The 24406-nt window shown below is 56.8% G+C and carries 23 protein-coding genes; 19 read left to right on the plus strand and 4 right to left on the minus strand.

Annotation, left to right across the window (positions count from 1 at the left end; translation table 11 throughout):
* Positions 1-76: 76 nt before the first annotated feature.
* The 4 genes from gyrB to dnaA are packed head-to-tail and all read right to left on the minus strand — an operon-like array spanning position 77 to position 6294.
* Positions 77-2494: a DNA topoisomerase (ATP-hydrolyzing) subunit B gene (gene gyrB / locus BLR63_RS22690; protein WP_010565853.1), complete on the minus strand. Its 2418-nt coding sequence runs from the start codon at positions 2492-2494 to the stop codon at positions 77-79.
* Between the two features lie 4 nt (positions 2495-2498).
* A complete protein-coding gene (gene recF, locus BLR63_RS22695) occupies positions 2499-3602 on the minus strand; it encodes a DNA replication/repair protein RecF (protein ID WP_010565854.1) in 1104 nt (367 codons plus the stop codon).
* Between the two features lie 20 nt (positions 3603-3622).
* Positions 3623-4726: a DNA polymerase III subunit beta gene (dnaN, locus tag BLR63_RS22700; RefSeq protein ID WP_010565855.1), complete on the minus strand. Its 1104-nt coding sequence runs from the start codon at positions 4724-4726 to the stop codon at positions 3623-3625.
* Positions 4727-4764: 38 nt separating this feature from the next.
* Positions 4765-6294 carry a chromosomal replication initiator protein DnaA gene (dnaA, locus tag BLR63_RS22705; RefSeq protein WP_010565856.1) on the minus strand — a complete coding sequence of 510 codons (1530 nt, stop codon included), beginning with the start codon at positions 6292-6294 and terminating at the stop codon, positions 4765-4767.
* Positions 6295-6880: 586 nt separating this feature from the next.
* Between dnaA and rpmH the strand changes: the two genes are divergently transcribed.
* The 19 genes from rpmH to glmU all read left to right on the plus strand — a co-directional run bounded on the left by rpmH (position 6881) and on the right by glmU (position 24327).
* Positions 6881-7015 carry a 50S ribosomal protein L34 gene (gene rpmH / locus BLR63_RS22710; protein WP_003213577.1) on the plus strand — a complete coding sequence of 45 codons (135 nt, stop codon included), beginning with the start codon at positions 6881-6883 and terminating at the stop codon, positions 7013-7015.
* Positions 7016-7031: 16 nt separating this feature from the next.
* A complete protein-coding gene (rnpA, locus tag BLR63_RS22715; RefSeq protein WP_010565857.1) occupies positions 7032-7436 on the plus strand; it encodes a ribonuclease P protein component in 405 nt (134 codons plus the stop codon).
* Positions 7429-7674: a membrane protein insertion efficiency factor YidD gene (gene yidD, locus BLR63_RS22720; protein ID WP_010565858.1), complete on the plus strand. Its 246-nt coding sequence runs from the start codon at positions 7429-7431 to the stop codon at positions 7672-7674. The genes rnpA and yidD overlap by 8 nt, the downstream gene beginning before the upstream one ends.
* Positions 7675-7676: 2 nt before the next feature.
* Positions 7677-9359, plus strand: coding sequence for a membrane protein insertase YidC (gene yidC, locus BLR63_RS22725; RefSeq protein WP_010565859.1), 1683 nt, complete (start codon positions 7677-7679; stop codon positions 9357-9359).
* Between the two features lie 79 nt (positions 9360-9438).
* Entirely contained in the window at positions 9439-10809 is a 1371-nt protein-coding gene (gene mnmE / locus BLR63_RS22730) for a tRNA uridine-5-carboxymethylaminomethyl(34) synthesis GTPase MnmE (protein ID WP_010565860.1), read from the plus strand.
* 540 nt (positions 10810-11349) lie between these two features.
* Positions 11350-13242: a tRNA uridine-5-carboxymethylaminomethyl(34) synthesis enzyme MnmG gene (gene mnmG, locus BLR63_RS22740; protein ID WP_010565861.1), complete on the plus strand. Its 1893-nt coding sequence runs from the start codon at positions 11350-11352 to the stop codon at positions 13240-13242.
* Complete coding sequence (gene rsmG / locus BLR63_RS22745) at positions 13239-13883, plus strand: 16S rRNA (guanine(527)-N(7))-methyltransferase RsmG (protein WP_010565862.1); 645 nt, start codon at positions 13239-13241, stop codon at positions 13881-13883. Before mnmG ends, rsmG begins: the two co-directional genes overlap by 4 nt.
* Positions 13884-13901: 18 nt before the next feature.
* Positions 13902-14699, plus strand: coding sequence for a ParA family protein (locus BLR63_RS22750; RefSeq protein WP_010565863.1), 798 nt, complete (start codon positions 13902-13904; stop codon positions 14697-14699).
* Between the two features lie 9 nt (positions 14700-14708).
* Complete coding sequence (locus BLR63_RS22755) at positions 14709-15581, plus strand: ParB/RepB/Spo0J family partition protein (RefSeq protein ID WP_010565864.1); 873 nt, start codon at positions 14709-14711, stop codon at positions 15579-15581.
* A gap of 148 nt (positions 15582-15729) precedes the next feature.
* Positions 15730-16137, plus strand: a complete 408-nt coding sequence (locus tag BLR63_RS22760; RefSeq protein ID WP_010565865.1) for a F0F1 ATP synthase subunit I — start codon at positions 15730-15732, stop codon at positions 16135-16137.
* 16 nt (positions 16138-16153) lie between these two features.
* On the plus strand, positions 16154-17023 hold the full coding sequence (atpB, locus tag BLR63_RS22765; protein ID WP_010565866.1) for a F0F1 ATP synthase subunit A: 870 nt from the start codon (positions 16154-16156) through the stop codon (positions 17021-17023).
* Between the two features lie 133 nt (positions 17024-17156).
* The gene (atpE, locus tag BLR63_RS22770; protein WP_002555987.1) at positions 17157-17414 is read left to right on the plus strand and encodes a F0F1 ATP synthase subunit C; all 258 of its coding nucleotides are present in this window, start codon (positions 17157-17159) and stop codon (positions 17412-17414) included.
* A 56-nt stretch (positions 17415-17470) separates the two neighbouring features.
* Positions 17471-17941, plus strand: a complete 471-nt coding sequence (locus BLR63_RS22775) for a F0F1 ATP synthase subunit B (protein ID WP_010565867.1) — start codon at positions 17471-17473, stop codon at positions 17939-17941.
* A gap of 12 nt (positions 17942-17953) precedes the next feature.
* Complete coding sequence (locus BLR63_RS22780; RefSeq protein ID WP_010565868.1) at positions 17954-18490, plus strand: F0F1 ATP synthase subunit delta; 537 nt, start codon at positions 17954-17956, stop codon at positions 18488-18490.
* A gap of 21 nt (positions 18491-18511) precedes the next feature.
* Positions 18512-20056 carry a F0F1 ATP synthase subunit alpha gene (gene atpA / locus BLR63_RS22785; protein WP_010565869.1) on the plus strand — a complete coding sequence of 515 codons (1545 nt, stop codon included), beginning with the start codon at positions 18512-18514 and terminating at the stop codon, positions 20054-20056.
* A 50-nt stretch (positions 20057-20106) separates the two neighbouring features.
* Entirely contained in the window at positions 20107-20967 is an 861-nt protein-coding gene (gene atpG / locus BLR63_RS22790) for a F0F1 ATP synthase subunit gamma (RefSeq protein WP_010565870.1), read from the plus strand.
* A 27-nt stretch (positions 20968-20994) separates the two neighbouring features.
* Positions 20995-22374, plus strand: a complete 1380-nt coding sequence (gene atpD, locus BLR63_RS22795) for a F0F1 ATP synthase subunit beta (RefSeq protein ID WP_010565871.1) — start codon at positions 20995-20997, stop codon at positions 22372-22374.
* Between the two features lie 44 nt (positions 22375-22418).
* Positions 22419-22844 carry a F0F1 ATP synthase subunit epsilon gene (locus BLR63_RS22800; RefSeq protein ID WP_010565872.1) on the plus strand — a complete coding sequence of 142 codons (426 nt, stop codon included), beginning with the start codon at positions 22419-22421 and terminating at the stop codon, positions 22842-22844.
* Between the two features lie 115 nt (positions 22845-22959).
* On the plus strand, positions 22960-24327 hold the full coding sequence (glmU, locus tag BLR63_RS22805; protein WP_010565873.1) for a bifunctional UDP-N-acetylglucosamine diphosphorylase/glucosamine-1-phosphate N-acetyltransferase GlmU: 1368 nt from the start codon (positions 22960-22962) through the stop codon (positions 24325-24327).
* Positions 24328-24406: the final 79 nt, after the last annotated feature.

Below are 24406 nucleotides of genomic sequence, written 5' to 3' on the forward strand. Positions count from 1 at the left end.
ATCCTTGATCATCGCTCAATAAAAAAGGCCAACGCTAAGCAAGCGTTGGCCTTTTTTTGACAGCGGTTTCACCTGATCAGAAGTCCAGGTTGGACACCGCCAAGGCATTGGTCTCGATGAAGTCACGGCGGGGTTCGACCGCATCACCCATGAGGGTGTTGAAGATCTGGTCCGCGCCAATGGCGTCTTCGATGGTTACGCGCAGCATGCGGCGCTGAGCCGGGTCCATGGTGGTTTCCCACAACTGATCCGGGTTCATTTCGCCCAGTCCTTTGTAGCGCTGGATGGTGTGGCGCTTGGTGCTTTCCGCCATCAGCCACTCGAGTGCTTCCTTGAACTCCCTGACCTGCTTCTTGCGTTCGCCACGTTGGATATAAGCACCATCGTCCAGCAGGGTGCTGAGTTGCGCGCCGAGGGTGACAACCGTTTTGTAGTCATTGCTACCGAAGAAATCACGGTTGAAGGTGACGTAGTTCGACAGACCATGGGAGATCAATTCGACCTCCGGCAGCCAGACATTACGTTCACGGTCTTCACGCAGGCTGGCTTTATAGACCAGGCCGGATTTCTCGACGGTGCGCAGGCGCACTTCGTACTGGGCCAGCCAATCCTGCATCGCTGCGTGATCGCCCAACTGTTCCAGGCTGACGGCTGGCAGGTAGATAAAGTGCTCGGTCAGTTCCTGAGGGTACAAGCGCGACAGACGCTTGAGGGTCTTCATGACCATGCGGAAGTCGTTGACCAGACGCTCCAACGCCTCACCGGAAATGCCTGGCGCTTCGTCGTTCAGGTGCAGGCTGGCGTCTTCCAGGGCCGACTGCGTCATGTACTCTTCCATGGCGTCGTCGTCTTTGATGTATTGCTCTTGCTTGCCCTTTTTGACTTTGTACAACGGCGGCTGGGCGATGTAGATGTAGCCGCGCTCGATCAGCTCAGGCAACTGACGGAAGAAGAAGGTCAGCAGCAGGGTACGGATGTGCGAACCGTCGACGTCAGCATCGGTCATGATGATGATGTTGTGATAGCGCAGTTTTTCGATGTTGTACTCGTCGCGGCCGATACCGCAGCCCAACGCCGTGATCAAGGTGCCGACTTCCTGAGAGGAAATCATCTTGTCGAAACGAGCCTTCTCGACGTTGAGGATCTTACCCTTCAGCGGCAGGATGGCCTGGGTGCGACGGTTACGACCCTGCTTGGCGGAACCGCCAGCAGAGTCACCTTCCACCAGGTACAGTTCGGAGAGGGCAGGGTCCTTCTCCTGGCAGTCAGCCAGCTTGCCCGGAAGACCGGCGATGTCCAGCGCGCCTTTACGGCGGGTCATCTCACGGGCTTTACGTGCTGCTTCACGGGCACGCGCGGCGTCGATCATCTTGCCGACCACCAGCTTGGCTTCGTTCGGGTTTTCCAGCAGAAAGTCAGAGAAGTACTTGCCCATCTCTTGTTCCACGGCGGTCTTCACTTCGGAAGACACCAGCTTGTCTTTGGTCTGGGAGCTGAACTTCGGATCCGGCACTTTCACCGAAATAATCGCCGTCAGCCCTTCACGGGCATCGTCACCGGTGGTGGCTACTTTGTGCTTCTTCGCCAAACCTTCAGCTTCGATGTAGGTGTTCAGGTTACGTGTCAGAGCCGAACGGAAACCCACCAGGTGAGTACCGCCGTCGCGCTGAGGAATGTTGTTGGTGAAGCACAACAGGTTCTCGTTGAAGCTGTCGTTCCACTGCAGGGCGATTTCCACGCCGATGCCGTCTTCACGTTGGACATTGAAGTGGAACACCTGGTTGACCGGGGTCTTGTTGGTGTTCAGGTATTCAACGAACGCACGTAGACCGCCTTCGTACTTGAACAGCTCTTCCTTACCGCTGCGCTCATCCTTGAGGACGATGCCGACACCGGAGTTGAGGAAGGACAGTTCACGAATTCGCTTGGCCAGGATGTCCCAGCTGAAGTGGATATTCTTGAAGGTCTCGGCCGATGGCTTGAAGTGAATCTGCGTACCGGTAGATCCACTGTCGCCAACAATTTTCATTGGTTCTTGTGGCACACCATGGACGTAGGTCTGTTCCCAGATCTTGCCGCTACGGCGAACGGTGAGGATCAGCTCTTCAGACAGAGCGTTAACCACCGACACACCGACACCGTGCAAACCGCCGGAGACTTTATAGGAGTTGTCGTCGAATTTACCGCCGGCGTGGAGCACGGTCATGATGACCTCTGCCGCCGAAACGCCTTCTTCTTTGTGTACGTCTACCGGAATACCGCGACCGTTGTCGCGAACGGTGATCGACTCATCCGGGTGGATGATAATACTGATGTCGTCGCAGTGACCGGCCAGAGCTTCGTCGATGGAGTTGTCGACCACCTCGAACACCATGTGGTGCAGACCGCTACCGTCATCAGTGTCGCCAATGTACATACCGGGACGTTTGCGTACGGCATCCAAACCTTTCAGCACTTTAATGCTGGTCGAGTCGTACGTGTTTTCTTCGCTCATGCCTTCACTCCCGATGGTCGTGGGTCTGGGTGATACGGCCTTGTTCCACGTGGAACAAAGCGACTGGCGTTTCCGTCTGCCAGCCTTCCCTCAATAATTCATGGTCTACACAGGTGATAAACACCTGGCAGCGTAAGTCTTCCAACAAGCGGCATAACGCGCGACGGTGCTGCTCGTCGAGTTCGGACGGCAAGTCATCCACTAGATAAATACACTGACCGCGCCGGGCTTGGCTGACCAAATGCCCTTGAGCGATACGCAATGCACACACCACCAACTTCTGCTGGCCACGAGACAAGATATCCGCGGCGTTATGGGCGCCTAATCTAAGGCGCAAATCAGCACGCTGGGGGCCGGCCTGGGTGTGGCCGATTTGCTGATCACGCTGTAGGGACGTGGCGAGCACTGCACTCAGCTCACGCTCTTTATCCCATCCACGGTAGTAACTCAGCGTCAGCCCCTCGAGGTCCAACAACTCACTCAAGGTCTGTTCAAAGACTGGTTTCAAGGCTTTGATATAGGCGCGGCGGTATTCATCTATTTCGTCGCTGGCCAGGCACAGTTCCCGGTCCCAGGCCGCTTGCGAAGCGGCGTCAAGTGTACCATGCCGCAGCCATGAGTTCCGCTGCCGCAGGGCCTTCTGCAGGCGCTGCCAAGTGGCCATGAAGCGCGGTTCCACGTGGAACACTCCCCAATCGAGGAACTGCCTGCGGATTTTCGGTGCGCCTTCCAGCAAACGGAAACTGTCCGGGTTGATCAATTGCAGTGGCAGGATTTCCGCCAATTGCGCGGCACTGCGAGCATTTTGCCCATCAATCCGAATCTGAAACTCTCCGCCACGATCACGGGATATTCCCAGGCTGCTGTGTCCACCTTCCGCCAGTTCGACTTGGCCGAAAACTGTGCACGCCAATTGCTCGTATTGGATGACCGGTAACAGGCGCGCGCTGCGAAAGGAACGGGCAAGTCCCAATAGGTGAATAGCTTCCAGCACGCTGGTTTTGCCACTGCCATTGGCGCCGTGGAGGATATTGATGCGGGGGGAGGGGGAGAAGGTCACCGGGTGCAGATTGCGCACCGCGGTGACCGAGACGCGACTGAGGGACATCTAGCTTCTGCTGAGCATGATTACAGACGCATCGGCATGACAACGTAAGCCGAGTCATCGTTGTCGGATTCTTGCACCAGCGCACTGCTGTTGGAGTCGGACAGAATCAGGCGAACCTGTTCGGTGGTCATCACCCCCAGCACGTCGAGCAGGTAGCTCACGTTGAAGCCGATTTCCAACGAGCCGCCGTTGTAGTCGACGCCCACTTCTTCTTCCGCTTCTTCCTGCTCCGGGTTGTTAGCCTGGATCTTCAGTTGACCGTTGGCCAATTGCAGGCGAATACCCCGGTACTTTTCGTTGGACAGAATCGCAGTACGGCTGAACGCTTCACGCAGGGCCTGGCGATCACCGACCACCAGCTTGTCACCGCCTTTAGGCAGCACACGCTCGTAATCCGGGAACTTGCCGTCAACCAGCTTGGAGGTGAAGGTGAACTCGCCGGTAGTGGCACGGATATGGTGCTGACCCAGGACGATGCTGACGTTACCTTCCGGCTCGGTGAGCAGACGCGCCAGTTCAAGGATACCTTTGCGTGGCACGATTACCTGGTGACGGTCGGGCTGACCGATATCGGCCTTCATCGAACACATGGCCAGGCGGTGACCGTCGGTGGCCACGGCGCGAATAATGCCTTCCGACACCTCCAGGAGCATACCGTTGAGGTAATAACGCACATCCTGCTGGGCCATGGCGAAGCTGGTGCGCTCGATCAAACGGCGCAGTTTGCTTTGCTCCAGGCTGCAGGTCAGCGAACCTGGACCTTCTTCGACCGTAGGGAAATCGTTGGCTGGCAGTGTGGACAGGGTGAAGCGGCTACGACCGGCCTTGACCACCAACTTCTGCTCGTCGACCTTGATGTCGATCAGCGCATCGTTCGGCAGGCTTTTGCAGATATCCATCAGCTTGCGCGCCGGCACAGTGATCTCACCCGGTTCAGCGGGCTCTTCCAACTGCACACGCCCCACCAGTTCGACTTCCAGGTCGGTACCGGTCAAGGACAATTGCTGGCCTTCGACAACCAGTAATACGTTGGAGAGCACCGGCAAGGTCTGTCGGCGCTCGACGACGCCTGCGACCAGTTGCAGGGGTTTCAACAGGGCTTCGCGTTGAATGGTGAAGTGCATGGTCTAGTCCCTTGCCTTAATAAGCTGCGCTGGTGTCATCAAGTAGTCAGTGTACGCAGCAGGTTCTTGTAGTCCTCGCGAATATCCGCGTCGGATTCCTTAAGTTCGTTGATCTTGCGGCATGCGTGCAAGACCGTGGTGTGGTCGCGCCCACCGAAGACATCGCCGATTTCCGGCAGGCTGTGGTTGGTCAACTCCTTGGAGAGTGCCATGGCCACCTGACGCGGACGTGCCACCGAGCGCGAACGGCGCTTGGACAGCAGGTCGGAAATCTTGATCTTGTAGTACTCGGCCACGGTGCGTTGGATGTTATCCACACTCACCAGTTTGTCCTGCAGCGCCAGCAGGTCTTTCAAGGATTCGCGAATCAGCTCGATGGTGATGTCGCGGCCCATGAAGTGCGAGTGGGCGATGACCCGCTTGAGCGCGCCTTCCAGCTCACGCACGTTGGAGCGAATGCGTTGGGCAATGAAAAACGCTGCGTCGTGAGGCAGGTCGACTTTTGCCTGGTCGGCCTTTTTCATCAGGATCGCCACACGGGTTTCCAGCTCGGGCGGTTCGACCGCGACGGTCAGGCCCCATCCAAAGCGCGACTTCAAGCGTTCTTCCAGGCCTTCGATTTCCTTCGGGTAGCGGTCGCTGGTCAAGATGACCTGCTGGCCGCCTTCAAGCAGGGCATTGAAGGTGTGGAAAAACTCTTCCTGGGAACGTTCCTTGCGGGCGAAAAACTGAATGTCATCGATCAGCAAGGCATCCACGGAGCGATAGAACCGCTTGAATTCGTTGATAGCGTTGAGCTGCAGGGCCTTGACCATGTCAGCCACGAAGCGCTCCGAATGCAGGTAGACAACCTTGGCATTCGGGTTCTTCTTTAATAGATGGTTACCCACAGCATGCATCAAGTGGGTCTTACCCAAGCCGACGCCACCATAAAGGAAGAGTGGGTTGTAACCGTGCTTGGGGTTATCGGCAACCTGCCAGGCGGCCGCGCGGGCCAGCTGGTTGGATTTACCTTCAACGAAGTTCTCAAAGGTAAAGGTGCGGTTCAGGTAGCTGGTGTGCTTGAGCGCGCCTTCGACCTGCACGGTGCGCTGTTCGGCACGCACAGGTGCCTGCTGGGAGCTGGCACCCGCCATGGGATCGAAGCTATCGCGAGACGGCTCTTCATTGGCCGGCGGGTTTTTCTGAGCCGGTGATTTCGAAGGCGTCGGCGCAGGAGCCGGCGTGTTGTTGACGGGCGCTGGCGCCGCCTGGGCTTGCGATGCGGAAGCCGCCAACGGCGCATTGGGCGCAGCGCGAGGCGCAGCGCGAGGCGCAGAGCTGCGTTTGCTGCCTATTAATAAGGAGAGCACGGGCGCGAGGCCGTTGCCATGTTCATCGAGCAATTCGAGAACGCGACCCAGGTACTTCTCGTTGACCCAATCGAGAACAAAACGGTTGGGCGCATAGACGCGCAACTCGTCGCCTTCGGCTTCGACCTGTAGCGGACGGATCCAGGTGTTGAATTGCTGGGCAGGCAGCTCATCGCGCAAAAGCTCCACGCACTGCTGCCAAAGTTCCACTGACACGGAGATCCCCTAAGTTGAAAGCCGGTGAGGCAAAAACAGCCGCCATTGTAGCGGTCAGCCGTCCACTTATCCACATGTAGGTTGCGCACAGGCCGGCCAAAATCAACGTGTTAACGCGAATAAAGCCGACCAATGGTCTGTGTATAAGCTCTGTGGATAAGCGCCCCTGAGCTCGTTGCACAAGTGGGGTCGAAAGTCTGTGGGTAACAGGCCTGTGGATAACAACCCATTCCACCCACAGCTTATCCGACAGCGCAGCACAGGCAGAGCACCGTTTCTCCCCCATGTTGTCATTCTCTGTACATCAGGTGGAATATGGGCTCAAGGTAGTTATCCACAGAGGAATTCCTGCCTAGCTTTTATAAGCTTTACAGAAAAGCTTTAAATAACTTCCTTCTTTATTTTTATATCTATGGCATTGCTCGTGAAAGCCCAGCGGACAGAAAAGGGCTGATTGCCTATCAAAGATCTAATTCAAGGAAAAGCTGGTTGGAAATTGACCTAGAGGCTTGCTTTCTCTAGAATCGCCGGTCTCTTAAAACGGGGGCCATTCCGGCCCGTTGTGGACGAACCAGGTAACAACGCCATGAAACGTACTTTCCAACCAAGCACCATCAAACGCGCCCGTACCCACGGCTTCCGTGCTCGCATGGCTACCAAGAACGGCCGTGCTGTCCTGTCGCGTCGCCGCGCCAAAGGTCGTGCGCGTCTGGCAGTTTGATAATCCGGTACTGGTGGTGAGTCAGGACTTCAGTCGGGAAAAGCGTTTGCTGACTCCCCGGCACTTCAAGGCAGTCTTTGACTCCCCCACCGGCAAGGTTCCGGGGAAAAATCTCCTGCTCCTTGCGCGTAACAACGATCTGGATCACCCCCGTCTCGGGTTGGTGATCGGCAAGAAGAGCGTAAAGCTCTCCGTTGAGCGCAATCGCCTCAAGCGTCTGATGCGCGAATCGTTTCGCCTCCACCAGGACACTCTGGTTGGCTGGGATATTGTTATCGTCGCGCGCAAAGGCTTGGGGGACGTAGAAAACCCCGAATTGATTCAGCATTTCGGCAAGCTCTGGAAACGTCTGGCGCGTACCAACAAACCAGCACCAGCAGTCAGCACCGAAACTGTAGGGGTAGACAGCCTTGATGCGTAAACTGGCGCTCGTTCCGATCCAGTTTTATCGCTATGCCATTAGTCCTCTGATGGCCGATCACTGTCGTTTCTACCCCAGTTGTTCCTGCTACGCGTTAGAGGCCATAGAAAATCATGGTCTTCTGCGCGGTGGCTGGCTGACCTTTCGTCGTTTAGGTCGCTGTCATCCGTGGAATCCCGGTGGTTATGACCCGGTTCCACCTATCCCTACCTCCCGTTCTTCTTCGATGGCCGAGTAATCATGGATATTAAACGCACGATCCTGATCGTCGCCCTGGCAATCGTGTCCTATGTCATGGTTCTTAAGTGGAACCAGGACTACGGCCAGGCTGCCCTGCCGACTCAGAATGTTGCTACCAATCAGGCTGCGCCGGCTATTCCGGACACTCCGTTGGGTAACAATGCGTCCGCGAGTGCCGATGTTCCCAGCGCGAATGGCGAGACAAGCGCCCCTTTAGAAACGCCAGTGGTCACCAATAAAGACCTCATCCATGTCAAAACGGATGTGCTCGACCTGGCTATCGACCCACAAGGTGGTGATATCGCGCAGTTGAAACTGCCGCTGTATCCACGTCGCCAAGACCATCCAGATGTTCCGTTCCAACTGTTCGATAACGGTGGTGAGCGTACTTATCTGGCGCAAAGCGGCCTGACCGGCACCAACGGTCCTGATGCTCGTGCTACCGGTCGTCCGGTTTATTCGACCGAACAGAAGACTTATCAACTGGCTGATGGCCAGAACCAGTTGAACGTCGACCTGAAATTCAGCCTCGACGGCGTCAATTACATCAAACGCTTCAGCTTCACCCGTGGTTTGTACGACTTGAAGGTCACTTACCTGATCGACAACGAAAGCAATAAACCATGGAGCGGCAACCTGTTTGCCCAGCTCAAGCGTGATGGCAGCTCCGATCCTTCTTCCAGCACCGCCACCGGCACTGCGACTTACCTGGGCGCTGCCCTGTGGACAAGTAACGAGCCGTACAAAAAAGTGTCGATGAAAGATATCGACAAGGGCGCACTGAAAGAAACCGTCCAGGGCGGTTGGGTTGCCTGGCTGCAACACTACTTCGTGACCGCATGGATCCCGAACAAAGCCGATGCCAACCTGGTGCAAACCCGCAAGGACAGCCAGGGCAACTACATCATCGGCTTTACTGGCCCGGCGTTGACCGTTGCGCCAGGTGCCAAGGCTGAAACCAGCGCCACTCTGTATGCCGGCCCGAAAAGCCAGGCCGTGCTGAAAGAGTTATCCCCAGGTCTGGAACTGACTGTGGATTACGGCATCCTCTGGTTCATTGCCCAGCCGATCTTCTGGCTGCTGCAACATATCCACAGCATCGTCGGCAACTGGGGCTTCTCGATTATCTTCCTGACGATGCTGATCAAGGGGATCTTCTTCCCGCTGTCGGCCGCCAGTTATAAGTCGATGGCGCGCATGCGTGCCGTGGCCCCTAAACTGGCCGCGCTGAAAGAACAACATGGTGATGACCGGCAGAAAATGTCGCAGGCCATGATGGAGCTGTACAAGAAAGAGAAGATCAACCCGTTGGGTGGATGCTTGCCGATTCTGGTACAGATGCCGGTGTTCCTGTCGCTGTACTGGGTACTCCTGGAAAGCGTGGAAATGCGCCAGGCACCGTTCATGTTGTGGATAACTGACCTGTCGATCAAAGACCCATTCTTTATCCTGCCGATCATCATGGGCGCGACCATGTTCATCCAGCAGCGTCTGAACCCGACGCCGCCGGACCCGATGCAGGCCAAGGTAATGAAAATGATGCCAATCATCTTCACCTTCTTCTTCCTGTGGTTCCCGGCTGGTCTGGTGCTGTACTGGGTGGTCAACAACGTATTGTCGATCTCTCAACAGTGGTACATCACACGTAAGATCGAAGCGGCTACCAAAAAAGCTGTGGCGTAACTTACTCTGTGGATAACCACTCAAGACGCCCCCTAGTGGGGCGTTTTGCTTTCCGTCACTTTTGTTCTGGAACCTGCTGATGAGCGCTCCTCGTGAAACCATCGCTGCTGTCGCTACCGCTCAAGGTCGCGGCGGTGTCGGTATCGTTCGTATCTCCGGACCGCTCGCCGGCAAGGTCGCTGAGGCTATCAGCGGTCGCGAGTTGAAGCCGCGTTATGCCCATTACGGGCCGTTTCTGGATGCTGACAAAAGCGTGTTGGATGAAGGCTTGGCGATTTATTTCCCTGGGCCTAACTCGTTCACGGGTGAAGACGTCTTGGAGCTGCAGGGCCACGGTGGCCCGGTTGTGCTGGATATGTTGCTGCAACGCTGCCTGCAACTGGGCTGCCGTCTGGCCCGACCGGGAGAATTCAGCGAGCGGGCCTTTTTGAACGATAAGCTCGATCTGGCCCAGGCTGAAGCTATTGCCGACTTGATCGAAGCCAGTTCTGCACAGGCTGCGCGAAATGCGCTGCGGTCCCTGCAGGGCGCCTTTTCCCTGCGTGTGCATAACCTGACCGAACAACTGATCAGCCTGCGTATCTATGTGGAGGCGGCGATTGATTTTCCCGAGGAGGAAATCGATTTTCTTGCCGATGGCCATGTGTTGGCGATGCTGGATAAAGTCCGCGACGAGTTATCCACAGTGCTGCGCGAAGCGGGGCAGGGCGCCTTATTGCGTGATGGCATGACCGTGGTGATTGCCGGACGCCCCAACGCCGGCAAATCCAGTCTGCTCAATGCCCTGGCGGGCCGGGAAGCAGCGATCGTCACCGAGATTGCCGGCACCACCCGGGATATCTTGCGCGAACATATCCACATCGACGGCATGCCCCTGCATGTGGTCGACACCGCCGGTTTGCGTGACACCGATGACCAGGTGGAAAAAATCGGCGTGGAACGCGCCCTCAAGGCGATCGGCGAGGCCGACCGCGTGCTGCTGGTGGTAGACGCCACTGCGCCCGAGGCGGTGGACCCGTTCGCCCTGTGGCCGGAATTCCTCGAACAACGGCCAGACCCGGCTAAAGTCACCTTGATTCGCAACAAGGCTGACCTCACCGGTGAAGCCATTGCGATGCAAACCAGTGAGGACGGCCATGTCACCATCAGCCTGAGCGCCAAGTCGGCGGGTGATGGTCTTGAATTGCTCCGCGAACACCTCAAGGCCTGCATGGGCTATGAGCAAACCTCTGAAAGCAGCTTCAGTGCCCGCCGCAGGCACCTGGAGGCGCTGCGTCATGCCAGCGCGGCGTTGGAGCATGGTCGGGCACAACTGACCTTGGCGGGAGCTGGAGAGCTGCTGGCTGAGGATTTACGTCAAGCACAGCAACTGTTGGGGGAAATCACTGGAGCATTCAGCTCGGATGACCTGCTCGGACGGATCTTCTCCAGTTTCTGCATTGGTAAATAGCCCTTCTTGATTCACGGACAGGCCATTCGCGCCTGTCCTTTTTTCTCGTTCCACCCTTCCCTTTCTCATCATCCAGTCATTGGCGGCTTTCTCGTGGCCGAGATTTGCCCTTATGTGCGAATTTCTGTGGATTAAGCCCTGTGAATAACCGCTCCTGTGCCCAGTTGATAACAGGGCTTGAAACCTGAGTAAAAACCCCTCTGTGGATAACCATCGATTTAATCCACAGGCTTAAAGCACTTATCCAAGGGCCTCCTTGGCACATGACCACAGACTTTTGAAGCGCTGTACACTACGTAAATAAAGGCTTATAGCAATCTATCCACAGAAATGTGCCTCAGTAGAAATAAACATAAAAACAAAGATTTAATAAACTTCTCTCTTTTAATTTCTATTGTCTGTGATTCATCCACAGCTGGTTAAATTTTGTGCAAAGGGTTCTTTAGGGAGGGCTAAGTCCCTATACTTGCCGGCATAGCGCTAAAACCAGCTCAACCAATCAATTCCTAATTACCTACTTAAGCAGGCACGAGGTGCGTGGTGGATTTCCCTTCCCGTTTTGAAGTGATCGTCATCGGCGGCGGTCATGCCGGTACCGAGGCAGCACTGGCGTCAGCACGCATGGGCGTAAAAACCCTGTTGCTGACGCACAACGTGGAAACCCTTGGTGCCATGAGTTGCAACCCCGCCATTGGTGGGATCGGCAAAAGCCATCTGGTCAAGGAAATCGACGCCCTCGGCGGCGCGATGGCGATGGCCACCGACAAGGGTGGTATTCAATTTCGCGTGCTCAACAGCCGCAAAGGCCCGGCCGTGCGTGCTACTCGGGCACAAGCCGACCGTATCCTGTACAAGGCGGCAGTACGTGAAACCCTGGAAAACCAGCCGAACCTGTGGATATTTCAACAGGCGGCGGATGACCTGATCGTCGAACAGGATCAAGTGCGCGGTGTAGTTACCCAGATGGGCCTGCGTTTCTTCGCAGAATCCGTGGTGTTGACCACCGGTACATTCCTCGGTGGACTTATCCACATCGGCATGCAGAACTATTCCGGTGGCCGAGCCGGTGATCCGCCATCGATTGCACTGGCGCAACGTCTGCGTGAACTGCCGCTGCGGGTCGGTCGCCTGAAAACCGGGACCCCACCGCGTATTGACGGGCGTTCCGTGGATTTCTCGGTGATGACCGAGCAAGCCGGTGATACGCCGATTCCCGTGATGTCGTTCATGGGGTCCAAGGAGCAGCACCCGAAACAGGTGAGCTGCTGGATTACCCATACCAACGCGCGTACCCACGAAATCATTGCCGCTAATCTCGACCGTTCGCCGATGTACTCCGGGGTGATCGAAGGTATCGGGCCGCGTTATTGCCCATCGATCGAAGACAAGATCCATCGCTTTGCCGACAAGGAAAGTCACCAGGTCTTCATCGAGCCCGAAGGCTTGACCACCCATGAGCTTTACCCGAACGGGATTTCCACTTCGTTGCCATTCGATGTGCAGATCCAGATCGTGCAATCGATTCGAGGCATGGAAAATGCGCACATCGTGCGTCCCGGCTACGCCATCGAGTACGACTACTTCGACCCCCGTGACCTGAAATACAGCCTGGAAACCAAAGTGATCGGCGGTCTTTTCTTCGCTGGGCAAATCAACGGCACCACCGGTTACGAAGAAGCCGGTGCCCAAGGTTTGCTGGCCGGGACCAACGCCGCGTTGCGCGCCCAGGGCAAAGACAGCTGGTGCCCGCGCCGTGATGAAGCGTATATCGGCGTGTTGGTCGACGACCTGATTACTCTAGGCACCCAGGAACCATACCGGATGTTCACTTCGCGGGCGGAATACCGTCTGATCCTGCGTGAAGACAACGCCGACCTGCGTCTGACCGAAAAAGGCCGCGAGTTGGGCTTGGTCGATGACGCGCGTTGGGCCGCTTTCTGCAAGAAACGCGAGAGCATTACGCTTGAAGAACAGCGCCTGAAAAGCACCTGGGTTCGTCCGGGTACCGAGCAAGGCGACGCAATTGCCGAAAAGTTCGGCACGCCGCTGACCCATGAGTACAACCTGCTGAACCTGCTGTCCCGTCCGGAAATCGACTACGCTGGCTTGGTCGAAGTGACGGGGCAGGGGGCAGAAGATCCACAGGTCGCCGAACAGGTCGAAATCAAAACCAAATACGCCGGTTACATTGATCGCCAGCAGGACGAGATTGCTCGTCTGCGCGCCAGTGAAGACACCAAGTTGCCTGTGGATATCGATTACACCGGGATTTCCGGGCTGTCGAAAGAAATCCAAAGCAAGCTGGGGATAACTCGCCCGGAAACCCTGGGCCAGGCCTCACGTATCCCCGGCGTCACCCCGGCAGCCATTTCGCTGTTGATGATTCATTTGAAAAAACGCGGCGCGGGCCGTCAGTTGGAGCAAAGCGCTTGAGTTCGTTGGTCACCTCGCAACACGCCGAAGAGTTATCCACAGGTGCACGCCAGTTGGGCGTGGACTTGACCGAAACCCAGCACGCATTGCTGCTGGGTTATCTGGCCCTGTTGATCAAATGGAACAAGGCTTACAACCTCACAGCGGTACGCAATCCCGACGAAATGGTCTCGCGTCACTTGCTCGACAGCTTGAGCGTAATGCCGTTTGTCACAAACGGCCGCTGGCTCGATGTGGGCAGTGGCGGCGGCATGCCTGGCATTCCCCTTGCGATCCTGTTTCCCGAGTCGCAAGTGACCTGCCTGGACAGCAACGGCAAGAAAACTCGCTTTCTGACCCAGGTCAAACTCGAACTGAAACTGGATAACCTGCAAGTTATCCACAGCCGGGTCGAAGACTTCGCTCCTGAACAGCCGTTCAACGGAATTGTTTCCCGGGCGTTCAGCAGCATGGAGAACTTCAGCAACTGGACCCGCCACCTGGGCGACCGTGACACCCGTTGGCTGGCAATGAAGGGCGTTCATCCAAGCGACGAGCTGCTAGCATTGCCGGCAGACTTCCACCTCGATAGCGAACACGCCTTGGCCGTACCCGGTTGCCAAGGCCAACGCCATCTGCTGATACTGCGCCGCACGGCATGATTGGGAACACAAGCAAGAATGGCTAAGGTATTCGCGATAGCGAACCAGAAAGGTGGCGTGGGTAAAACCACCACCTGCATCAACCTCGCAGCATCCCTAGTCGCCACCAAGCGCCGGGTGCTGTTGATCGATCTCGATCCACAGGGCAACGCCACCATGGGTAGCGGTGTGGATAAACATGGCTTGGAAAACTCGGTCTACGACTTGCTGATTGGCGAGTGCGACCTTGGCCAGGCCATGCACTATTCTGAGCACGGCGGTTATCAATTGCTGCCGGCCAACCGTGACTTGACCGCGGCGGAAGTGGTGTTGCTGGAAATGCAGATGAAAGAAAGCCGTCTGCGCAGCGCCTTGGCGCCGATCCGCGAGAATTACGATTACATCTTGATCGATTGCCCACCGTCGCTGTCGATGCTTACGCTCAACGCGTTGGTGGCCGCCGACGGGGTGATCATTCCCATGCAGTGCGAGTACTACGCACTGGAAGGGCTGAGCGACCTTGTGGATAACATCAAGCGCATTGCTGAACTGCTCAACCCGAACCTGCAGATCGAGGGTTTGCTGCGGACTATGTTCGATCCGCGGCTGAGCCTGATGAACGACGTATCGGCGCAGCTCAAGGAACACTTCGGCGATCAGCTGTATGACACCGTGATCCCACGCAACATCCGCCTGGCCGAAGCGCCAAGCTATGGCATGCCGGCGTTGGCGTACGACAAGACTTCGCGTGGCGCCATTGCCTACCTGGCGCTGGCCGGCGAGATGGTTCGTCGTCAGCGCCGCAATTCACGCACCGCTGCAGCCCAGCCAACTTAAGGAAACCCCATGGCCGTCAAGAAACGAGGTCTCGGACGTGGACTGGATGCACTGTTGAGTGGTCCGACCGTCACATCGCTTGAAGAACAAGCGGTGCAGGCCGACGAGCGCGAGCTGCAGCACTTGCCCCTGGACCTGATCCAGCGCGGCAAATACCAGCCACGCCGGGACATGGACCCACAAGCACTGGAAGAACTGGCCAATTCGATCAAGGCCCAGGGAGTGATGCAGCCGATCGTGGTCCGCCCGATTGGCGCCGGCCGCTTCGAAATCATCGCCGGCGAACGCCGCTGGCGCGCGAGCCAACAAGCCGGCAAGGAAACCATCCCGGCGATGGTGCGTGATGTGCCGGATGAAACCGCCATCGCCATGGCGTTGATCGAGAACATCCAGCGCGAAGACCTCAATCCGATCGAAGAAGCGATCGCCTTGCAGCGTTTGCAACAGGAATTCCAGCTGACCCAGCAACAAGTGGCCGATGCCGTGGGTAAATCCCGCGTGACTGTGTCCAATCTGCTGCGCCTGATCGCACTGCCGGAAGTCATCAAGACGATGCTTTCCCACGGTGACCTGGAAATGGGTCATGCGCGTGCTTTGCTCGGTTTACCGGAAAATCAACAGGTTGAAGGGGCGCGACACGTTGTCGCACGAGGGCTCACCGTTCGTCAGACCGAGGCCCTGGTTCGCCAGTGGCTGAGTGGCAAACCTGCACCGGTCGAAACGGCCAAACCTGATCCGGATATTGCACGTCTCGAGCAGCGCCTGGCCGAGCGCCTGGGCTCTGCGGTGCAAATTCGCCATGGTAAGAAGGGCAAGGGCCAATTGGTCATCGGATACAACTCCCTTGATGAGCTTCAGGGTGTCCTTGCCCACATTCGTTGAAACATTTGCTTATGTAGCGTGTGATCGGAAATCACTACCTGGCAGTTGAATAGGGGCAGAACCGCCCCTATACTCTGCGCGCATTTTGTCGGCACAAATTATGCCAAGTTATTGATTTCCGGCAGCCGACCATTGAGGAGCAAGAGTGATGGAAACACGCACGCCAAACACGTTGCCGTTCCATCGCTTGGCAGTTTTTCCGGTTTTATTGGCTCAATTTGTCATTTTACTGATTGCCGCATTGGCGCTCTGGTACTGGCATGGAGTCGTAGCCGGGTATTCAGGACTCTGCGGAGGCCTGATAGCCTTGCTGCCCAATATGTATTTTGCTCACAGGGCCTTTCGGTTTTCCGGCGCCCGAGCAGCCCAGGCTATCGTCCGGTCCTTTTATGCCGGCGAGGCAGGGAAACTGATTTTGACGGCAGTGCTGTTTGCACTGACCTTTGCAGGTGTGAAGCCATTGGCGCCGCTGGCTGTATTCGGCGTCTTCGTGTTGACCCAACTGGTCAGCTGGTTCGCTCCCCTGCTAATGAAAACAAGACTTTCGAAACCTTAGGGCGTTTGAGGCAACCATGGCAGAAACAACCGCTTCGGGCTATATCCAGCACCACTTGCAGAACCTGACCTTCGGTCAGCTTCCCAACGGCGGCTGGGGCTTCGCCCACTCCGCAGCAGAAGCCAAAGCAATGGGCTTCTGGGCTTTCCACCTGGATACTCTGGGTTGGTCGGTCGCATTGGGTCTGATCTTCGTTCTGATTTTCCGCATGGCGGCAAAGAAGGCGACGTCCGGTCAACCAGGCGCCCTGCAGAACTTCGTTGAAGTAATGGTCGAATTCGTCGACGGCAGTGTGAAGGACAGCTTCCATGGCCGTAGCCCGGTGATTGCACCGTTGGCGCTGACCATTTTCGTCTGGGTGTTCCTGATGAACGCCGTCGACCTGGTACCGGTCGACTGGATTCCTCAACTGGCCATCCTGATCTCCGGCGATCACCACATTCCATTCCGTGCGGTGTCCACCACCGATCCTAACGCCACCCTGGGCATGGCCCTGTCGGTGTTTGCGTTGATCATTTTCTACAGCATCAAGGTCAAGGGCATCGGCGGTTTCATCGGCGAACTGACCCTGCACCCGTTCGGCAGCAAGAACATCGTCGTTCAAGCCCTGCTGATCCCGGTGAACTTCCTGCTGGAATTCGTAACCCTGGTCGCCAAGCCGATTTCCCTGGCCCTGCGACTGTTCGGCAACATGTATGCCGGCGAATTGGTGTTCATTCTGATCGCTGTGATGTTCGGCAGCGGTTTGCTCTGGCTTAGCGGCCTGGGCGTTGTTCTGCAGTGGGCGTGGGCTGTGTTCCACATCCTGATCATCACCCTGCAGGCGTTTATCTTCATGATGCTGACCATCGTCTACCTGTCGATGGCGCACGAAGAGAACCATTAAGGCCAGTCTCGACTAGTCTGATGTCCTTCCCGGTGAAACGGGAAGGTGGCCTGAAAGGGCTATGAAACGATTTGTTTTACCGCTTTAAAATCTAAAAAACCTAAACCATACGACGTAAAAGTCGGGAGGAAAGATGGAAACTGTAGTTGGTCTAACCGCTATCGCTGTTGCACTGTTGATCGGCCTGGGCGCTCTGGGTACTGCCATTGGTTTCGGCCTGCTGGGCGGCAAATTCCTGGAAGGCGCTGCGCGTCAGCCAGAAATGGTCCCAATGCTGCAGGTTAAAATGTTCATCGTCGCCGGTCTGCTCGACGCCGTGACCATGATCGGCGTTGGTATCGCACTGTTCTTCACCTTCGCGAACCCCTTCGTTGGTCAACTCGCTGGCTAATCACTCGACTTTTCGAGTGATTGGGGTGATGGACAACGAATGAGCGAGGTGTTGGCGTGAACATTAATGCAACCCTGATTGGCCAATCCGTTGCGTTCTTCATTTTTGTAGTGTTTTGCATGAAGTTCGTGTGGCCTCCGGTCATCGCGGCTTTGCACGAACGTCAGAAGAAGATCGCGGACGGTTTGGACGCTGCCAGCCGTGCAGCTCGCGACCTGGAGTTGGCCCAAGAGAAAGTGGGTCTTCAACTGCGCGAAGCTAAAGCACAGGCAGCTGAAATCATTGAGCAAGCCAAGAAGCGCGGTAACCAGATCGTCGAAGAGGCTGTTGAAAAAGCCCGCGTCGAAGCTGATCGTGTGAAGGCTTCGGCTCATGCCGAGATCGAACAGGAACTGAACGGCGTCAAAGACGCGCTGCGTGCCCAACTGGGTGCTCTGGCGGTCGGCGGTGCTGAGAAGATCCTCGGTGCCACAATCGATCAAAACGCGCACGCGGAGCTGGTTAATAAACTGGCTGCTGAAATTTAAGCGAGGGCGATCATGGCAGAACTGACCACGTTGGCCCGACCTTACGCTAAGGCAGCCTTCGAGCACGCCCAGGCCCACCAGCAGCTGGCCTCTTGGTCAGCCATGCTCGGCCTGGCTGCAGCAGTGTCGCAAGACGACACCATGCAGCGCGTGCTCAAGGCCCCGCGCCTGACGAGCGCAGACAAGGCCGCCACTTTTATTGAAGTGTGCGGCGACAAGTTTGATGTGAAAGTGCAGAACTTCATTCACGTCATTGCCGAAAACGACCGTCTCCCGCTTCTGCCGGAGATTGCCGCTCTGTTCGACCTGTACAAGGCCGAGCAAGAGAAATCGGTAGACGTTGAAGTCACCAGTGCTTTTGCATTGAACCAAGAACAGCAAGACAAACTCGCCAAGGTTCTCAGTGCACGACTCGACCGGGAAGTGCGCCTGCAAGTTGCGGAAGACAAATCCCTCATCGGGGGCATTGTCATTCGCGCCGGCGACCTGGTTATCGATGGCTCGGTTCGCGGCAAACTCGCGAGCCTGGCCGAAGCATTGAAATCTTGAGTTTGAAGGGGCAGCAGAGCAATGCAGCAACTCAATCCTTCCGAAATAAGTGAAATTATCAAGGGCCGCATCGACAAGCTCGATGTGACCTCCCAAGCCCGTAACGAAGGCACTGTCGTCAGCGTATCTGACGGTATCGTGCGGATTCACGGTCTGGCCGACGTCATGTACGGCGAGATGATCGAGTTTCCGGGCGGCGTCTACGGTATGGCCCTCAACCTGGAGCAAGACTCCGTAGGTGCCGTTGTATTGGGCGCGTACACCAGTCTGGCTGAAGGCATGAGCGCCAAGTGCACAGGCCGCATCCTGGAAGTTCCAGTTGGTAAGGAACTGCTGGGTCGCGTAGTCGATGCACTGGGTAACCCAGTTGATGGCAAAGGTCCGCTGAACAACACCGAGACCGATGCGGTCGAGAAAGTTGCTCCAGGCGTGATCTGGCGTAAGTCGGTAGACCAGCCTGTACAGACTGGCTACAAGGCTGTCGATGCCATGATCCCTGTCGGCCGTGGCCAGCGTGAGCTGATCATCGGTGACCGTCAGATCGGTAAAACCGCTCTGGCGATCGACGCGATCATCAACCAGAAGAACAGCGGCATTTACTGCGTCTATGTAGCGATCGGTCAGAAACAATCGACCATCGCCAACGTGGTTCGCAAGCTGGAAGAAAACGGCGCCCTGGCCAACACGATCATCGTGGCTGCCAGTGCTTCGGAATCTCCTGCGCTGCAATTCCTGGCACCGTACTCCGGTTGCACCATGGGTGAATTCTTCCGCGACCGCGGTGAAGACGCGCTGATCGTTTATGACGATCTGTCCAAGCAAGCAGTTGCTTATCGCCAGATTTCCCTGCTGCTGCGCCGTCCACCAGGCCGTGAAGCTTACCCAGGCGACGTGTTCTATCTCCACTCCCGTCTGCTGGAGCGCGCATCCCGCGTTTCGGAAGAATACGTAGAGAAGTTCACCAACGGCGCAGTGACCGGCAAAACCGGTTCCCTGACCGCACTGCCGATCATCGAAACCCAGGCTGGCGACGTTTCCGCGTTCGTTCCGACCAACGTGATTTCCATCACCGACGGTCAGATCTTCCTGGAATCGGCCATGTTCAACTCGGGCATCCGCCCTGCAGTGAACGCCGGTGTTTCGGTATCCCGTGTGGGTGGTGCCGCTCAGACCAAGATCATCAAGAAGCTCTCCGGTGGTATCCGTACCGCTCTGGCTCAGTACCGTGAACTGGCGGCATTCGCCCAGTTCGCTTCTGACCTGGACGAAGCGACCCGTAAGCAACTTGAGCATGGTCAGCGCGTTACCGAGCTGATGAAGCAGAAGCAATACGCCCCAATGTCGATCGCTGACATGGCGTTGTCGCTGTATGCCGCTGAGCGTGGGTTCCTGACCGACGTTGAAATCGCCAAGGTCGGCAGCTTTGAACAAGCGCTGATTGCTTACTTCAACCGCGATCACGCCGAATTGATGGCGAAGATCAACGTGAAGGGTGACTTCAATGACGATATCGACGCTGGCATGAAAGCCGGTATCGAGAAGTTCAAGGCCACCCAAACCTGGTAAGCCGCAGCGGGAGCCGCAAGGCTCCCGCTTGCTAACCTGATAGGTGTTACATGGCAGGCGCAAAAGAGATTCGCAGTAAGATTGCGAGCATCAAAAGCACGCAAAAAATTACCAGCGCCATGGAAAAAGTGGCGGTCAGCAAAATGCGCAAGGCACAAATGCGCATGGCTGCTAGCCGTCCTTATGCGGAGCGTATCCGCCAGGTAATTGGGCATCTGGCCAACGCCAACCCGGAATACCGCCACCCGTTCATGATCGACCGCGAAGTTAAGCGTGTGGGTTATGTGGTTGTGAGCAGTGACCGTGGTTTGTGCGGTGGTTTGAATACCAACCTGTTCAAGGCCCTGGTCAAGGACATGGCGGTAAACCGCGAAAACGGCGTCGAGATCGATCTGTGTGTGGTAGGTAGCAAGGGTGCGGCCTTTTTCCGTAACTTCGGCGGTAACGTCGTCGCAGCTATCAGCCACCTGGGTGAAGAGCCGTCGATCAATGATTTGATCGGCAGTGTGAAGGTGATGCTGGATGCGTACCTGGAAGGCCGGATTGACCGCCTGTCCGTGGTATCCAACAAGTTCATCAACACCATGACCCAGCAGCCAACCGTGGAGCAATTGATTCCACTGGTGGCGACCCCGGATCAGGAACTCAAGCACCACTGGGACTACCTCTACGAACCAGACGCCAAAGAGCTGCTTGACGGCTTGATGGTGCGCTACGTGGAGTCGCAGGTGTACCAGGCGGTGGTCGAGAACAACGCAGCTGAACAAGCGGCGCGGATGATCGCGATGAAAAACGCTACCGATAACGCCGGTGATCTGATCAGCGATTTGCAGCTGATCTACAACAAGGCGCGTCAGGCTGCGATCACCCAAGAGATCTCGGAAATCGTCGGCGGCGCTGCCGCGGTTTAACGGTTCAAATATTCAGAGGATCCAGCTATGAGTAGCGGACGTATCGTTCAAATCATCGGCGCCGTTATCGACGTGGAATTTCCACGCGACAGCGTACCGAGCATCTACAACGCTTTGAAAGTACAAAGCGATGCAGGCACCACTCTGGAAGTTCAGCAGCAGCTGGGCGACGGCGTGGTTCGTACCATTGCAATGGGTTCCACCGAGGGCTTGAAGCGCGGTCTGGGTGTTCTGGACACTGGCGCTGCCATCTCCGTACCGGTCGGTAAAGCGACCCTGGGCCGGATCATGGACGTTCTGGGTAACCCGATTGACGAAGCTGGCCCGATCGACACCGAAGAGCGCTGGGGCATTCACCGTCCAGCACCTTCGTTCGCCGAACAAGCTGGCGGCAACGATCTGCTGGAAACCGGCATCAAGGTTATCGACCTGGTTTGCCCGTTCGCCAAGGGCGGTAAAGTCGGTCTGTTCGGTGGTGCCGGTGTCGGCAAGACCGTAAACATGATGGAACTGATCCGTAACATCGCCATCGAGCACAGCGGTTATTCCGTGTTCGCCGGTGTGGGTGAGCGTACTCGTGAGGGTAACGACTTCTACCACGAGATGAAGGACTCCAACGTTCTGGACAAAGTGGCACTGGTTTACGGTCAGATGAACGAGCCGCCGGGAAACCGTCTGCGCGTAGCACTGACCGGCCTGACCATGGCCGAGAAGTTCCGTGACGAAGGTAACGACGTTCTGCTGTTCGTCGACAACATCTATCGTTACACCCTGGCCGGTACTGAAGTATCCGCACTGCTGGGCCGTATGCCTTCCGCAGTAGGCTACCAACCGACCCTGGCTGAAGAGATGGGCGTTCTGCAAGAACGTATCACTTCGACCAAGGAAGGTTCGATCACCTCGATCCAAGCGGTATACGTACCTGCGGATGACTTGACCGACCCGTCGCCAGCGACCACCTTCGCCCACTTGGACGCCACCGTCGTACTGTCCCGTGACATCGCCTCCCTGGGTATCTACCCAGCGGTCGATCCACTCGACTCGACTTCGCGTCAGCTGGACCCGAACGTGATCGGCCAGGAGCACTACGACACCGCTCGCGGCGTTCAGTACGTGCTGCAGCGTTACAAAGAACTGAAGGACATCATTGCGATCCTGGGTATGGACGAGCTGTCGGAAACCGACAAGCAGTTGGTATCCCGCGCTCGTAAGATCCAGCGCTTCTTGTCGCAGCCGTTCTTCGTGGCTGAAGTCTTCACCGGTGCCTCGGGTAAATACGTTTCCCTGAAAGACACCATTGCTGGCTTCAAAGGCATCCTCAACGGTGACTACGACCACCTGCCAGAACAAGCGTTCTACATGGTCGGCGGCATCGAAGAAGCGATCGAGAAAGCCAAGAAACTGTAATCCCGACGCCCGGCAACGGGCGCTCATCAGGTTGAGGCAATCAGATGGCTATGACAGTCCATTGCGATATCGTCAGCGCGGAAGGGGAAATCTTCTCCGGTCTGGTAGAAATGGTGATTGCACACGGCGAACTCGGTGACTTGGGTATTGCCATGGGCCATGCTCCATTGATCACCAGCTTGAAGCCAGGTCCGATCACTCTGACCAAGCAAGGCGGGGAAAAGGAGGTGTTTTACATCTCCGGTGGTTTCCTCGAGGTTCAGCCGAACATGGTCAAGGTACTTGCCGACACCGTGCAACGTGCTGCTGACCTGGATGAAGCCTCCGCTCAGGCCGCCGTCAAGGCTGCTGAGAAGGCCCTGAACGAAAAAGGCGCAGATTTCGACTACGGTTCTGCTGCTGCTCGTCTGGCCGAGGCCGCAGCTCAGCTGCGTACCGTCCAGCAGATCCGCAAGAAGTTTGGCGGCTAAGCCGTCACGCCTCATGCGTGATTGATTAAAAAGGGTAGCTTCGGCTACCCTTTTTCTTTTTTTGCAAAACACTTCTCAGGTCTGAATCCGGACCGCCCAGGATTGGTAGCCATTCATGTCTCTTGAAATCGTTATTCTTGCCGCAGGCCAGGGCACCCGCATGCGTTCGGCCCTGCCCAAGGTGCTGCATCCGGTTGCGGGCAATTCCATGCTCGGCCATGTTATCCACAGCGCTCGGCAATTGGATCCGCAACGTATCCATGTGGTGATTGGTCACGGCGCCGATGTGGTGCGTGAACGCTTGGCAGCGGATGACTTGAATTTCGTTTTACAAGACAAGCAACTGGGCACCGGTCATGCCACTGCCCAAGCCGTGCCATTCATCACGGCCGACACCGTGCTGATCCTCTACGGCGACGTACCCCTGATTGAAGTGGAAACCCTGCAGCGCCTGCTCAAGCACGTTGTGCCTGGTCAGATGGGCCTGCTCACCGTGGAGCTGGACGACCCGACCGGTTACGGGCGCATCGTGCGCACCGCCGACGGCAAGGTCGCGGCCATCGTTGAGCATAAGGATGCCAGCGATGCCCAGCGCGCTATTACCGAGGGCAACACCGGTATTCTCGCCGGCCCGGCCAATAAGCTTGCGGATTGGATGAGCCGTCTTTCCAACAACAACGCACAAGGCGAGTACTACCTCACCGATGTGATCGAGATGGCGGTCAACGATGGCCTGCTGGTCGCCACCGAGCAGCCCCACGACCCTATGGAAGTGCAGGGCGCCAATGACCGTAAACAACTGGCCGAACTGGAGCGTCACTACCAATTGCGCGAAGGTCGTCGCCTGATGGCCCAGGGCGTGACGTTGCGTGACCCGGCGCGTTTCGATGTGCGCGGTGAGGTGACGGTCGGTCGCGATGTTCTGATCGACATCAACGTGATCCTCGAAGGCCGCGTGATCATTGAAGACGATGTGGTCATTGGCCCGAACTGCGTGATCAAGGACAGTACCCTGCGCAAAGGCGCAGTGGTCAAGGCCAACAGCCATCTGGAAGGCGCGGTCATGGGCGAGGGCAGCGACGCCGGCCCATTTGCGCGCTTGCGTCCTGGCAGCGTGCTGGAGGCCAAGGCCCATGTGGGTAACTTTGTCGAATTGAAAAATGCTCATCTGGGTGAAGGCGCGAAGGCTGGCCATCTGGCATACCTGGGGGATGCGGTGATCGGCGCGCGCACGAACATTGGCGCCGGTACCATCACTTGTAACTACGACGGCGCCAACAAGCACCAGACGGTATTGGGCGAGGACGTTTTCATCGGCTCCAACAACTCGTTGGTCGCGCCCGTGACGCTCGGTGACGGCGCTACCACGGCTGCCGGTTCTACCATCAACCAGGATGTGGATAACTTGCAGTTGGCCGTGGCCCGTGCCCGCCAGCGCAACATCGACGGTTGGAAACGCCCGGTCAAAATCAAGAAGAGCTGAGTTATCCACAGTCTCACTGACAGCAAACTCTAATGTCGGAGGGGGCTTGCTCCCGTTGGCGGAATTTCAGTCGATGCTT

Origin of the sequence: Pseudomonas extremaustralis (genome assembly GCF_900102035.1) — a bacterium.
GTDB lineage: Bacteria > Pseudomonadota > Gammaproteobacteria > Pseudomonadales > Pseudomonadaceae > Aquipseudomonas > Aquipseudomonas extremaustralis.